General features: G+C 75.6%; 11 protein-coding genes and 1 pseudogene. 6 read left to right on the forward strand and 6 right to left on the reverse strand.

Annotated features, from left to right (window positions below; all coding sequences use genetic code 11):
- Window positions 1–45: 45 nt before the first annotated feature.
- On the forward strand, window positions 46–1,668 hold the full coding sequence (gene groL / locus AB0H57_RS03150; protein ID WP_357502087.1) for a chaperonin GroEL: 1,623 nt from the start codon (window positions 46–48) through the stop codon (window positions 1,666–1,668).
- Between the two features lie 79 nt (window positions 1,669–1,747).
- On the opposite strand, the gene AB0H57_RS03155 is transcribed toward groL, so the two are convergent.
- The 3 genes and pseudogenes from AB0H57_RS03155 to AB0H57_RS03165 all read right to left on the reverse strand — a co-directional run bounded on the left by AB0H57_RS03155 (window position 1,748) and on the right by AB0H57_RS03165 (window position 5,468).
- Window positions 1,748–1,978 carry a hypothetical protein gene (locus AB0H57_RS03155; RefSeq protein WP_357502089.1) on the reverse strand — a complete coding sequence of 77 codons (231 nt, stop codon included), beginning with the start codon at window positions 1,976–1,978 and terminating at the stop codon, window positions 1,748–1,750.
- Between the two features lie 87 nt (window positions 1,979–2,065).
- Entirely contained in the window at window positions 2,066–2,989 is a 924-nt protein-coding gene (locus AB0H57_RS03160) for a GNAT family N-acetyltransferase (protein WP_357502090.1), read from the reverse strand.
- A gap of 54 nt (window positions 2,990–3,043) precedes the next feature.
- Window positions 3,044–5,468 (reverse strand): annotated as a pseudogene (locus AB0H57_RS03165) (S8 family serine peptidase).
- A gap of 65 nt (window positions 5,469–5,533) precedes the next feature.
- On the opposite strand from AB0H57_RS03165, the gene AB0H57_RS03170 reads away from it, so the two are divergent.
- Window positions 5,534–7,366, forward strand: a complete 1,833-nt coding sequence (locus tag AB0H57_RS03170; protein ID WP_357502092.1) for a glycerol-3-phosphate dehydrogenase/oxidase — start codon at window positions 5,534–5,536, stop codon at window positions 7,364–7,366.
- Between the two features lie 63 nt (window positions 7,367–7,429).
- Complete coding sequence (locus AB0H57_RS03175; RefSeq protein WP_357502094.1) at window positions 7,430–7,954, forward strand: hypothetical protein; 525 nt, start codon at window positions 7,430–7,432, stop codon at window positions 7,952–7,954.
- A gap of 41 nt (window positions 7,955–7,995) precedes the next feature.
- Here AB0H57_RS03175 and AB0H57_RS03180 read toward each other — a convergent pair whose 3' ends face one another.
- Window positions 7,996–9,396 (reverse strand): FAD-linked oxidase C-terminal domain-containing protein, encoded by a 1,401-nt coding sequence (locus AB0H57_RS03180; protein ID WP_357502096.1) that lies wholly within the window; start codon window positions 9,394–9,396, stop codon window positions 7,996–7,998.
- Between the two features lie 56 nt (window positions 9,397–9,452).
- On the opposite strand from AB0H57_RS03180, the gene AB0H57_RS03185 reads away from it, so the two are divergent.
- The gene (locus AB0H57_RS03185) at window positions 9,453–9,725 is read left to right on the forward strand and encodes a DUF4031 domain-containing protein (RefSeq protein WP_357502098.1); all 273 of its coding nucleotides are present in this window, start codon (window positions 9,453–9,455) and stop codon (window positions 9,723–9,725) included.
- A 99-nt stretch (window positions 9,726–9,824) separates the two neighbouring features.
- On the opposite strand, the gene AB0H57_RS03190 is transcribed toward AB0H57_RS03185, so the two are convergent.
- A complete protein-coding gene (locus tag AB0H57_RS03190) occupies window positions 9,825–10,553 on the reverse strand; it encodes a metal-dependent phosphohydrolase (protein WP_357502100.1) in 729 nt (242 codons plus the stop codon).
- A gap of 80 nt (window positions 10,554–10,633) precedes the next feature.
- Here AB0H57_RS03190 and AB0H57_RS03195 point away from each other — a divergent pair, with 80 nt between their 5' ends.
- Together AB0H57_RS03195 and AB0H57_RS03200 are read left to right on the forward strand one after the other, a co-directional pair.
- On the forward strand, window positions 10,634–11,896 hold the full coding sequence (locus AB0H57_RS03195; RefSeq protein ID WP_357502306.1) for an FUSC family protein: 1,263 nt from the start codon (window positions 10,634–10,636) through the stop codon (window positions 11,894–11,896).
- A gap of 17 nt (window positions 11,897–11,913) precedes the next feature.
- Window positions 11,914–13,407 (forward strand): PrsW family intramembrane metalloprotease, encoded by a 1,494-nt coding sequence (locus AB0H57_RS03200; RefSeq protein WP_357502102.1) that lies wholly within the window; start codon window positions 11,914–11,916, stop codon window positions 13,405–13,407.
- A gap of 3 nt (window positions 13,408–13,410) precedes the next feature.
- Here AB0H57_RS03200 and AB0H57_RS03205 read toward each other — a convergent pair whose 3' ends face one another.
- Window positions 13,411–13,578 carry a hypothetical protein gene (locus tag AB0H57_RS03205; RefSeq protein ID WP_357502104.1) on the reverse strand — a complete coding sequence of 56 codons (168 nt, stop codon included), beginning with the start codon at window positions 13,576–13,578 and terminating at the stop codon, window positions 13,411–13,413.
- Window positions 13,579–13,597 lie beyond the last annotated feature (19 nt).

The following is a 13,597-nucleotide window of genomic DNA, read 5'->3' on the forward strand; positions in this document are numbered from 1 at the left end:
CGACACATCCGGGTGGCCCGTGAGTGTCCAGGAGGACAACGCCGTATGGCCAAGATGATCGCGTTCGACGAAGAGGCGCGCCGCGGCCTCGAGCGGGGCATGAACCAGCTCGCCGACGCCGTGAAGGTGACCCTCGGCCCGAAGGGCCGCAACGTCGTGCTCGAAAAGAAGTGGGGTGCCCCCACCATCACCAACGATGGTGTGAGCATCGCCAAGGAGATCGAGCTCGAGGACCCGTACGAGAAGATCGGCGCTGAGCTGGTCAAGGAGGTCGCCAAGAAGACCGACGACGTGGCCGGTGACGGCACGACGACGGCGACCGTCCTGGCCCAGGCCCTGGTCCGTGAGGGCCTGCGCAACGTGGCCGCCGGTGCCAACCCGATGGCCCTGAAGCGGGGCATCGAGGCCGCCGTGGCCAGCGTCTCGGAGGAGCTGCTCAAGCTCGCCAAGGACGTGGAGACCAAGGAGCAGATCGCCTCCACCGCCTCCATCTCCGCCGGTGACAACACCGTCGGCGAGATCATCGCCGAGGCGATGGACAAGGTCGGCAAGGAAGGCGTCATCACCGTCGAGGAGAGCAACACCTTCGGCCTCGAGCTCGAGCTCACCGAGGGCATGCGCTTCGACAAGGGCTACATCTCCGCCTACTTCATGACCGACCCGGAGCGTATGGAGGCCGTCTTCGACGACCCGTACCTCCTGATCGTCAACAGCAAGATCTCGTCGGTGAAGGACCTGCTCCCGATCCTGGAGAAGGTCATGCAGTCGGGCAAGCCGCTGCTGATCATCTCGGAGGACATCGAGGGTGAGGCCCTGGCGACCCTGGTCGTCAACAAGGTCCGGGGCACCTTCAAGTCGGTCGCCGTCAAGGCGCCGGGCTTCGGTGACCGCCGCAAGGCCATGCTCGCCGACATCGCCATCCTCACCGGTGGCCAGGTCATCAGCGAGGAGGTCGGCCTCAAGCTGGACGCCGTCGACCTCGGCATGCTGGGCCGTGCCCGCAAGGTCGTGGTGACCAAGGACGAGACCACCATCGTCGACGGTGCCGGCGACGCCGAGCAGATCCAGGGCCGGGTCAACCAGATCCGGGCCGAGATCGACAAGAGCGACTCCGACTACGACCGCGAGAAGCTGCAGGAGCGCCTGGCCAAGCTGGCCGGCGGTGTTGCGGTGATCAAGGTCGGCGCGGCCACCGAGGTCGAGCTGAAGGAGCGCAAGCACCGCATCGAGGACGCCGTCCGCAACGCGAAGGCCGCCGTCGAGGAGGGCATCGTCCCGGGTGGTGGCGTCGCGCTGGTGCAGGCCGGCAAGACCGCCTTCGACAAGCTGGACCTGACCGGCGACGAGGCGACCGGCGCGCAGATCGTCAAGATCGCGCTGGACGCCCCGCTGCGGCAGATCGCCGTCAACGCCGGCCTCGAGGGTGGCGTCGTCGTCGAGCGGGTCCGCAACATCGACCCGGGTCACGGCCTCAACGCCGCGACCGGCGAGTACGTCGACCTGCTGGCCGCGGGCATCATCGACCCGGCCAAGGTGACCCGGTCGGCGCTGCAGAACGCGGCGTCGATCGCCGCGCTGTTCCTCACCACCGAGGCCGTCGTCGCGGACAAGCCGGAGAAGACCCCGGCCGCCCCGGCTGGTCCGGGTGGCGGGGACATGGACTTCTGAGTCCAGCCCCAGCAAGACGCCGAAAGGGCGGGCCGCGTCAGCGGTCCGCCCTTTCGCGTGCCTGGGGCGGGGCCCCGGGTCAGCCGGGCAGCGGGCGCTGGTTGCGCCGCTTCTGCGCGCCGCCGTACGGGGCCCGGATCCGGACCGGCTCGTCCACCGCGAGCGGCTCGTCCTCGGCGCCGGCCAGCTCGGCCAGTTGCTCGGCGTCGCCGTCGCCGCGCCGCTCGGACGGTAGTCCGGCGGGCGGCTCGCCGATCTCGGGCCAGCCGGGCGGCCGTTCCTCGTCGGTCTGTCCGTCTTCCGTGGCCATCGCCGCCTCCTCCTGACAAGCACGGTAGGCGGCGTCGATGCCCGGCATCGGGGAACGGCGCTATGCGGGGTTATGCGCTTTTGGTCGTCATTGCCCGATCGGCTTGCGGTACAGCCAGAAGACCCGCTCGATCCGGGCCCCGGCGGCGCCCGAATAGAACGGCACCGGCCCCACCCAGCCGATCTGCGCCGACCGCAGCCCGGCGGCCCACTGGTCACGCAGGCACCGGCGCAGCAACACCCCGCCGATACCCATGCCCTCCGCCGCCGGGGCGGTGCCCATCGGCCCGAACCAGCCGGGCCGGGACGACCCGTACGCGGCGAAGCCCAGCAGGACGCCGTCGCGCTCGGCGAGGTGCGCTCCCGCGTCCGGCCGCCCCACCGACCCGGTCAGTTCGCCGTCCCACGCGCCGCCGAAGACCTCGCGCGCGAACGCCGCCAGCGCCGGCACGTCGGCCGGCTCGGCCCGGCGTACCGTGACGCCCCGCTCGGCCAGCCGGCGTTCCGCGGCGTCCGTCGGGCGCACCGCGGCGGAGCCGTCCGCCAGGTCCGCGGTCATGTTCCAGGCCGTACGGTCCTGGGTGTGGCCGAGCGCCAGCGCGGCGCAGATCGCCGGCGTGTAGCGCACGTCGATGCCCGGCCAGGCGTAGAACGGCGGGTTTCCGGCCAGCAGCAGTTCGGTCGCGCCCAGCGCGGCGAGTCGCCGTTCCGCCTCGGCCAGCAGCGCCCGCCCGACGCCCCGGCGGCGCTCCTCCGGCGCCACCGCGACCAGGTCGACGTGGCCGAGCCGCGGATCCCGCTGCGACACCGACCCGACCAGCACCCCGACCAGGTCCCGTCCGTGGATCGCGCCCAGCAGCACGACCGGCCGGTGCGCCGCCGCCCGCCGGGTCAGCGTCTCCAGGATGCTCGGTGCGTCGGCCGCGTCCTCGGCCAGGTCGAGTGCTCGCCGGCAGAGGTCGACGACCGCTGGTTCCGGTGCTGACCCCAGGTCAATGATCTCCACGCTCATGGTGGCCGACCGTAGCCTCCGGTAGCGTCGTCGATGAGTGGTGGTCGGCGCGGCTCACCCGGCGCGGGCCGCGCGCACGGCCGCGTACGCGTCGACCAGGCCGGCGCCCGCGACGTCCGCCGGCCCGCCGCAGGTGTCGGTCGCGGCGGGCGGCGGCGTGACCGGGGTGGCGGTGTCGCGCAGGATGGCCGTCGTCCGGGGCAGGTCACCCACCAGTGCCGGGTTGGCCGACCACATCAGCGCGACCACCCCGGCGACCTGTGGCGTGGCCATCGAGGTGCCGTCCATGGCGGCGTACCCGCCGCCCGGCATCGCGGAGACCACCTCGGCCCCCGGGGCGACCAGGTCCGGCTTGGCCTCGCCGGCCGGCGTCGGGCCGCGGCTGGAGAAGTCCGGTGACCCGGCGCTGCCGGTCGACCGCCCCCACGGTCAGCACGTCGGCGTACGGCGCGGGCGGGTCGGCGACCGTGCCGCAGCCCGGCCCGGAGTTGCCGGCGGCGGCGACGACCATGATCCCCGCCGCGTCCAGCGCCGCGGTGGCCGGCCGGAGCGCGCCGGAGTCGCAGCCCTCGACCGGTGGGCAGCCCCAGGAGTTGGTGAGGACGTCGGGCGCCCGCTGCGGCCGGCCGTCGGTGAACGGGTCGCCGCCGGCCGGGAAGGGCGCCAGCATGAACTGGAGGCAGTCCAGGTAGTAGGCCGGGTTGCCCAGGTTGCGGTCCAGATTGACGCAGCCGACCCAGCTCGCGCCGGGTGCCACCCCGATGCCGTCGCGGCCGACCGCGCTGCCCGCCGTGTGCGTGCCGTGCCCGCCCCGGTCGGCCGGCCGCCGGGAGTGCGTCCACGGGTCGTACCAGGAGTCGTCGCCGCCCCGGAAGCCGGCGGCCAGCGCCGGATGCGCGCCGTCCACCCCCGAGTCGGAGCTGCCCACCACCACCCCGGCCCCGGTCACGCCCAGTTCGGACCAGACCCGATCCGCCCCGAGCAGGCGGATGTTCCACTCCGGCCCGGTCGGCGCCGGCCGGTCGCCGTGGCTGGTCGGCGCGGGCGCGGGCAGCGGGCGGACCCGCTGGCTGAGCAGCACCCGCGACACCTCCGGCCGCTGGCCCAGCCAGGCCCGTACCGCCGGCCCGCCGTCCACCTCGATCGCGTTGACCAGGTAGTACGGCGTCGGGTTGAGCCGCAGCCGGGTGAGCTGGCGGCGCAGGTCCGCCTGGGTCCGGTCGGCGGTGGCGACCAGCCGCCGGTAGACCTCGGCGGCCCGGGCGTCCCGGCCGGCCCGGCCGGGAGCGCCGGCCGGGACGCCCGTCAGGTCCGCCTGCTCGCGCAGCACCACCAGCAGCCGCTCGCCGTGCAGCCCCGGCTGGCCGGGGCCGACGTCGACCAGCACCGCCGTGGCGGCGAGCACCGCGGCGGTCACCGCCGCCACCCGCCGGCTCGGGGTGCGCGCCCGCCGGCGGGCGAGCAGCACGCCGTAGCCGGCGGCGAGCAGCAGCGCCGCGGCGAGGCCGAGCCCGGCCGCCACCGCGGTCCAGTACGGCACGTCCCGGGTCGCGATCAGCGGCAGCGAGATCTCCTCCGGGTCGGTGAACGCCAGCGGCCCCAGCACGGCCAGCCCGACCAGCCAGCGGGTCGGCCCGGCCCCGGCCGGGTCGCCGGCCCGCCGGGCCGCCGCGTGCAGCGCGGCGGCCAGGAAACCCGCCGGTGGCACGGTGAGCAGCGCGGGCAGTTGCGTACCGGACTGCCCGGTGCCGGCCGCGACCAGCAGCAGGGCCACCCCGGCGACCAGCCCGCCCAGCAGCACCAGCCGGGCCGGCCGGGGTGGCTCGCCGACGCTGAACGGGGCCCAGAAGTCGGCGTCGAGCAGCGCGGCGGCCAGCGCCCCGACGGCCGCCGCGGCCAGCCCGGCGAGCACCGTCTCCAGCAGGCCGCCCAGCGCGCCGAGCCAGAGCCAGGGCAGCAGCAGGGCCAGGCCGGCCGCCGCGGCGAGCAGGGTCACCGCGCCCGGTCGCCGCCCGCCCGGGCCCGTCCCGACGGGGGTACGCCGGCGCGCGAGCCGGGTCAGCGCCACCGCGCCCAGCGCGGCGGTGCCGGCCAGCGCGGCCAGGTACGCCTCGTGGTGCACCGGCGGCAGCGCCCGCCACAGGCCGAGCGCGAACAGCACCACCGCGCCGCCCAGCCACACCCGCCCGGTGGCCCGGACCGCCGCCGACCGGGGCAGCAGCGCGAGCAGCAGGGCCGGCACGCCGACCAGCACCGCGGTGACCAGCCCGAGCAGCGGCCAGAGCCAGACCAGCCGGGCACCGCCGTCCAGCTCGAGCTGGTCCACCGCCCAGCCGGCGAGCTGCGGGAGGGCCACCACCGGGACGGTCCAGAGCCCGGTCAGGACGGCGGCGACAACCGGCCACGGGCTGGGCCGCGCCGGCGGCGGGGCGGCCCAGGGGCCGGGCGGACCGTACGGCGGCGGGGGACCGACCTGCATGCCCACAGACAGTACGGCGTGCCGGGCGCGTGCCGGGGCGGGCCCGGGACGGTTACCGTGGACGGGTGCGTGACCCCAACGTCTCCCGAGCCGTCGCCGGTCAGTTGTCCCCGCAGCGCCGCGCCACCGACCTGCGCAGACTCCGCGCCGAGCGGTTCGACGTGCTGGTCATCGGCGGCGGGGTGACGGGCGCGGGCGCCGCCCTCGACGCGGCGTCCCGGGGGCTGAAGGTGGCCCTGGTGGAGGCGCGCGACTACGCCGCCGGCACCTCCAGCCGGTCCAGCAAGCTGATCCACGGCGGCCTGCGCTACCTGGAACAGCTGGAGCTGCACCTGGTCCACGAGGCGCTGACCGAGCGCGGGCTGCTGGCCACCCGGCTGGCGCCGCACCTGGTCCGGCCGGTCCCGTTCCTGGTCCCGCTGCCCGCCGGGGAGCGCCTGCGCGACCTGCCGGCGCGGATCTTCCGCCGGTCCTACTACGGCGCCGGGGTGGCCGCCTACGACGCGTTCGCCGGGCTGTTCGGCGGCGGCCGGGGCATGCCGCTGCACCGGCACCTGAGCCGGGAGGGGGCGCGCCGGGCGTTCCCCAGCCTGCGCGGCGACCGGCTGGCCGGGGCGATCCGCTACTACGACGGCCAGGTCGACGACGCCCGGCTGGTGGTCACCCTGGCCCGGACGGCGGCCAGCCTGGGCGCGACGGTGGTGAACAGCACCCGGGCGGTCGGCCTGATCCGGCAGGCGCGCGAGGTGACCGGCGTCCGGGTCCGCGACCTGGAGGCGCCCGCCGGGTCGCCGGACGCCGAGTTCGAGGTACGCGCCCGCACGGTCGTCGCCGCCACCGGGGTGTGGAGCGACGACATGTCCCGGATGCTCAACGACGTCGGGCTGCGCCCCGGCATTCGGGTGCGCGCGTCCAAGGGGGTGCACCTGGTGGTGCCCCGCTCGGCGATCACCGGCGGGACGGGGCTGATCCTGCGCACGGCCAGCAGCGTGCTGTTCGTGATTCCGTGGGGCGGGCACTGGATCATCGGCACCACCGACACCGACTGGCGGTTGGATAGGTCCCACCCGGCGGCCAGCGCGCGCGACATCCAATACCTGCTCGACCAGGTCAACACGGTGCTGGACCGGCCGCTCACGGTCGACGACATCGAGGGCGTCTACGCCGGGCTGCGCCCGCTGCTGGCCGGCGAGGCCGACTCCACCTCCAAGCTCTCCCGCGAGCACGCGGTCTTCGAGCCGATGCTCGGGCTGCTGCTGGTGGCCGGCGGCAAGTACACGACGTACCGGGTGATGGCCTCCGACGTGGTGGACCGGGCGGTCCGCCGGCTGGGCGGGGCCCGCCACTCGCGTACGGCGGATCTGCCGTTGCTCGGCGCCGACGGGTACGCGGCGATGTGGCGGGACCGGGCCGACCTGGCCCGCCGGCACGGGGTGCCGGTCGGGGTGGTCGAGCACCTGCTGGAGCGGTACGGCTCACTCACCCTGGAACTGCTCGCCCTGATCGACGCCGACCCGCTGCTCGCCTCGCCACTGGCCGGCGCGCCGGAATACCTCGCCGCCGAGGTGACGTACGCGGCCCGCTCCGAGGGCGCGCTGCACCTGGAGGACGTGCTCACCCGGCGTACCCGGATCTCCTTCGAGACCAGCCACCGCGGCCTGGAGTCGGCGGAGCACGCCGCGGAGCTGATGGGTGCGGTGCTCGGCTGGGATACGGCGACCCGGGCCCGCGAGGTGGCCCACTATCGGGCCCGGGTGGAGGCGGAGCGGCAGTCGCAGGCCATGCCGGACGACGCCACGGCGGACGCGGCCCGGCTCGGCGCCCCCGACGTACGCGGATTCGCCGCCGACCGGGGCGGCGACGGCGACGCCGCCGAACTGCCCTCGTCGTCCCGCTGACCGATCCCGCCGCGACCGGTCGGCGGGTGTCCGCGATTCCCATCGTGCGGTAGTTTCCGCCGCGTGGTTTTCCCCTTCTGGTCGCGCCTGGCTCTGCTCCCCGTCGCCGCCCTGCTGGCCACCACCCTCGGCGCCTGCTCGATCGGGCCGGTCCGGCGGGCCGGGGCGGGCGACGCGTCCGCCGGTGGCGGCACCGCGTCGGGCCAGCCGGTGGCGGGGACCGGCGCGAACCGGGTCAGCCTGGTCCAGAAGCTCGGCTCCGACGGGCCGCTGCGCACCCTGAACGTCGAGCCGGACGGCCGGTGGGAGTGCGTCGACTGCGCCGGCGACGGGGTGACCTCGACCGGGGCCCTCGACCCCGGCCGATTGCAGCGGCTGCACGGGCTGCTCGCCGACCCGCGGCTGGCCGGGGAGACCGACGAGGCCCGGCAGTACCGGGCCAGCTGCATCGACGCGCTGACCTCCAGCCTGCTCACCACCGCCGGCCTGATCACCTCACAGGACTGCCCGGGCGAGGAACGGCCGCCAGTGGCCGGGGAGATCCTGCTGCTGCTCACCCAGGCGACCCCCGCCGAACCGACCTCCTGAGGACTGCCTGCCGAGGGGCGGGAGCCGCCGGCGCGCGGCGGTCAGAACACCTTGCCCGGGTTGAACAGGCCGGCCGGATCCAGCGCCCCCTTGATCGCCTGGTGCACCCGGACCCCGACCGGCCCGATCTCCCGGGCCAGCCAGTCCCGCTTCAGCAGCCCCACCCCGTGCTCGCCGGTGCAGGTGCCGCCCAGCGCCAGGCCGAGCCGCATGATCTCGTCGAACGCCCGCCGGCCGCGTTCGACGCTCGGCGGATCGGCCCGGTCGATCACGATGTTCGGGTGCAGGTTGCCGTCCCCGGCGTGGCCCACCACGCCGATCGGCACGTCGCACTCGGCCGCGATCCGGGCCACCCCGTCCAGCAGCGCGGCCAGCGACCCGCGCGGCACCGCCACGTCGTCGATGACCAGCCCGCCGTTGCCGCCCGGGAAGGCGTCCGCGGCGAACTTCTCCATCGCCGGGTGGGCCAGCCGCCGGGCCTGCAACAGCGCCGCCGCCTCGACCGCGTCGGTGGCCGCGTACACCTCGCTCGCGCCGGCCGCGGTGCAGACCTCGGCGATCCGGGCCAGGTCGTCGGCGGCCCCCGCGCCGGTGTCGGCGGCGGCCAGCAGCAGCGCCTGCGCGTCGGTGCGCAGCCCCATCGGCCGGTACGCCTCGATGGCGGCCAGGTGGGTGCGGTCCAGCAGCTCCAGCAGGCTCGGGGTGAGCCCCCGCGCGGCGATGTCCGCCACCGCCGCGCCGGCCGCCGCGGTGGTGTCGAAGACCGCCACCATGGTCAGCGACTCCTCGGGCGCCGGGCGCAGCGCGACGGTGATCTCGGTGATCACCCCGAGGGTGCCCTCGGCGCCGACGAAGAGCCGGGTCAGGTCGTACCCGGCGACGCCCTTGGCGGTACGCCGCCCGGTGCGCAGCACCTCGCCCGAGGCGAGCACCACCTCCAGCCCGAGCACGTACTCGGCGGTGACCCCGTACTTCACGCAGCACATGCCGCCGGCGTTGGTGGCGACGTTGCCGCCGATGGTGGAGGACTCCCAGGAACCCGGGTCCGGCGGGTAGTAGAGGCCCCGCTCGGCCACCTGCCGCGCGAGCCGCGCGTTGACCACGCCGGGCTGGACCACGGCGATCCGGCTCACCGGGTCGATCTCGAGGATCGCGTCCATCGCCACGGTGCTCAGCACGACCGACCCGTCGACCGCGTTGGCCGCCCCGGCCAGCCCGGTGCGGGCGCCCTGCGGCACCACCGGCACACCGTGCCGGGCCGCCGCGCGGACCACCGCCACCACCTCCGCGGTGTCGCGCGGGCGGGTCACCACCAGCGGCGTACCGGCCGCGCAGAGGTCGGCCTCGTCGCGCCGGTGGGTCCGCAGCAGGTCCGGGTCGGTGAGCACGGCGGCGTCGCCGAGGGCGGCGCGCAGGTCGGCGAGGAGGGGGGAGTCGGCCATGTGCGAACGCTAGCGCGGTGTCCACCGACCCGGTCCGAGCGGCTACCGTGGCTGCCATGCTGTACCTGGACGAGCCGCGGGTTCCCTGGCGGGGCCGCCGCTGGTCGCACCTGGTCAGCGACGTCTCGTACGCCGAGCTGCACGCCTTCGCCGAGGCGCTGGGCGCGCCCCGGCGCGGCTTCGACCGGGACCACTACGACATCCCGGCCGAGCGTTTCCCGATGGCGGTCTGGCTCGGCGCCCGGGTCGTCCCGAGCCGCGAGATCGTCCGGCTGCTCCGCGCGGCCGACCTGCGCCGCCCCAAGCACCTGACCCGCCGCGCCGCCTGACCCGCGCCCGCGCCGGCTCCCGCACTTCGCAGCCCCGCCCCGCCCCGCAAGATCGTGCTCGATCCGGGAAACGGTGGCCTCGGAGTCCGGACGAGGCCACTACTTCCCGGGTCGAGCGTGATCATGGCCGTCGGGGCCGCCAGGAGCGCCGGGGCCGCCAGAACTGCCGGGGCCGCCAGAACCCCCGACGTCGGCGAGGCCGGCGAGTTCGCGGGTGAGGTTGGTGCGGGCGTGGGTCTCCCAGCGCGCGGCCAGCGGCGGCAGGCGGTACAGCGCGGGCAGGGCGAGCAGGGCGGTGAGCACCCGGGCGCGCCCGGCCCGGAAGTCCGGCTCGGGCACGTGCGCGTACTCGCGGCGGACGGCGGCCGCGTAGGCGTCGTACTCGGGCTCGGGGCGGGCCAGGACGGCCAGGTCGGCGTCGCAGAGCAGGGCGCCGTCACGGTCGCCCGGGTCGACCCGGTGCCCGGCAGTGAGCAGCACCAGCCGGGCCACCTCGGCCACCCCGGCGGCCGGCACCCCCAGCCCGGCCAGCAGCCCGCCGACCAGCCCGGCGCTGGCCCGCTCGTTGGCGTCCCCGGCGGCGCGCGGGTCGTAGACCGCGTCGTGGCCCCACCCGGCGAGCCGGACCAGGTGCGGCCGGTCGGCCAGGTCGGCGTACCGGCCGACGGTGGCCAGCACCGCCCGCAGGTGGGCCACCGTGTGGTAGTGCCGGTGCGGTTCCCGCCAGCGGTCCAGCAGCCGCCCGCCGGCCCGGGCCAGGGCCGCCCGATCCGCCGTCGCCCCGGCGTCGCGCGCCGCGGCGCACCACCCGTCGGTCAGTGCCTCCATCCGGGCGAGTCTGCCGCATCCCGGCCGCCCCACCCGCCCGCTGCGAGGATTGCCCCGCTCCGGTGCGGGTAGTACCCGCCATGGCCGTTGCCCGGGACCGCCGACCGTCGTTCCTGCGCCGGGCCGGTCTGGGCGACGGCGGGACGGACATCGACTCGACGCGGATCGCCGCGGCGGTGAGCGAGCTGCGCCACCGCAGCAAGGCCACCCTGCACGACCGGCTGCACCGGGTCCGGATGGCCCAGGGCCTGGCCGTCCAGGCCGGGCTGGCCGCCGCACTCGCGTGGGTCGTCTCGCACGAGCTGCTGCACAACCCGCAGCCGGTGTTCGCGCCGATCTCGGCGGTCGGCACGCTGGCCGCCTCGGTCGGCCAGCGGCTGCGCCGCACCGTGGAGCTGATCGTCGGGGTGGCGGTCGGGGTGTTCGTCGGCGACGTGCTGATCTACTTCCTGGGCACGGGGGGCTGGCAGCTCGGCCTGGTGGTGACCGCGGCCATCGTGCTGACCATCTTCTTCGGCGCCAGCGTGGCCATCGTGATCCAGGCCGCCGCCACCGCGGTGCTGATCGTCACGCTCAGCCCGTCCACCCACAACCTCGAACTGCCCCGCTTCGTCGACGCGTTCATCGGCGGCGGCATCGCCCTGCTGGTCACCGCGATCCTGCTGCCGCTCAACCCGCTACGGGTGATCAACCGGGCCGCCCGCCCGGCCCTCGACCTGCTCGCCGACCAGCTCGAGATCGCCGCGACCGCGCTGCGCCACCGGGACCGGGACAGCGCCCAGCGGGCCCTGGAACGGCTCCGCGAGAACAAGGAGGAGCTGGCCACCTTCACCGAGGCGATCGATGGCGCCAAGGAGACCAGCACGCTGTCGCCGGCGCGCTGGCACCGGCGCAACGAGCTGACCCACTACGCCGAGGCGGCCGACCCGATCGACCGGGCGATGCGCAACACCGGCACCCTGATCCGGCGCTCGGTCACCATGATCGAGGACGAGGAGCCCATCCCGGAGCCGATGCCGGACGCGCTGGCGCACCTCGCCGAGTCGGTCCGGCTGCTGCGCCACGAGTTCGCCGTCGGCCAGGAGCCGGAGCAGGCCCGCGAGCGGTCGCTGCGCGCGGTCAGCGAGGCCGGCCGGGCGTACGCCCAAGGGGTGGGCTTCTCCGGCAGTGTGGTGATCGCCCAGGTCCGGACCACCGCGAGCGACCTGATGGTGGCCTCCGGCATCGGCCAGGAGGAGGCGAACCGGCTGGTCCGGCAGTCGTTCGGCGAGCCGGAGCAGGCCACCGGCGCCGCCGAGCAGCACGGCACGCCGAAGCCGCCCACCGCGCCCCCGGTGGGCTGACCGGCGGCGGGGCGCCGATGCGGCCGGCCGGGGCGGCCCCGGATGACTACGCTGACCGCATGGCCGACACCCCGCCGGGCGGCTCGCCGCCGCCGCCGTCGCCCGCGCCCGCCGTCCCCCCGCCGCCCGGCGACGCCGCACCGCGGATGCCGCTGCGCCGGCTGGGCGGGCGTCGCCTCCTCGCGCTGGCCGGGGTGATCCTGCTGATCGCCGCCTGCGCGGTCTTCATGGTGATCCAACTCGGGTCCAGCCTCGGGCCGCAGGCGCTGCTGGTCGGCCTGGTCGCCGCCATCCTGCCGGTGCCGGTGCTGGTCGCCTGCTTCCTCTGGCTCGACCGGTACGAGCCGGAGCCGCTCAAGTACCTGATCTTCTGTTTCGCCTGGGGCGCGTTCGTCTCCACCGCCGCGTCGCTGACGGTCAACGAGAACGCCGCCCGACTGTTCAAGGACTGGGGCCTGCCGCAGGCGCTGACCGCCGTGCTGGTCGCCCCGTTCATCGAGGAGCTGACCAAGGCGCTCGGCCCCATCCTGCTGCTGATCTTCCGCCGGCGGGAGTGGTCGGGGATCACCGACGGACTGGTCTACTGCGGCCTTTCCGCGATCGGCTTCGCCATGGTGGAGAACATCCTCTACCTCGGCGGCTACGGCTACGCCTCGGGCGTCGAGCAGTACGGGCCGGCCACCGGCGTCCGGCAGGTGATCGCCATCTTCATCGTCCGGATCCTGCTCTTCGGCTTCGCCCACCCGCTGTTCACCTCGATGACCGGCGTCGGGCTGGGCATCGCGGCCCGCACCGCCGACCGCCGGGTACGGTTCCTCGCCCCGGCCGCCGGCCTGCTGCTGGCGATGATGCTGCACGGCACCTGGAACCTGTTGCCGTCGCTGGTGGCGGCCACCGGGCAGGGGCTGATCGCGCTCTACGGCTACCTCGGCGTGATGGTGCCGATCTTCTTCGGCATGGTCGGGCTGGCCGTCTGGCTGCGGGCCTGGGAGGGGCGGCTCACCGAGCGGACCCTGCCCGACTACGTCCGCGCCGGCTGGCTCACCCCGCCCGAGGTGGCCGCCCTGGGCAGCCTCGGGCGGCGGCACGCGGCGCGTACCTGGGCCCGGCGGGTGGCCGGTGACGCCGGGCTGAAGGCGATGCGGGGCTACCAGTTCACCGCGACCCGGCTGGCGCTGCTGCGCGACGGGATGCGCCGTGGCCTGGACGCCCGCCCCGCCGACCGGGAGCGGACGATGCGGGAGGAGCGCGAACTGCTGGACGCGATCAGCGCGTACCGGTCGTTCTTCGTCGGGCGGGACCCGCAGGCGCCGGTCGGCGTCTGGGACGGGCAGCGCTACCACCTGCGCTTCCCGGACGGCTCGCAGCGCACGATCGAGGCGCCGGACGAGCCGGTGGTGCCGATCCCGGTGGTGCTCGCCCCACCGCCGCCCGCCCAGCCGGCCGGGTACGGCCCGCCCGGCTGGTACGGCCCGGGCCCGGCCGCGCCGTGGCCCCCGGGGCGGCCCTGACCCTCAGCTCATCACGCCGGTGAGGAAGTCACCCAGGCCCTGGGCGATCGCCATCAGCGCCGCACCGATCCCCCGGAACAGCTGGGCCGCGCCGTCCGGTCGGAACGCCATGAAGTAGATCAGGAAGGCGACGAAGCCCCAGAGCAGCAGCTTCTTCACGAAAACCGGCATCGTCCCTCCCCAGGGCCCC

The organism is Micromonospora sp. NPDC050686 (assembly GCF_040654475.1).
Lineage (GTDB): Bacteria > Actinomycetota > Actinomycetes > Mycobacteriales > Micromonosporaceae > Micromonospora.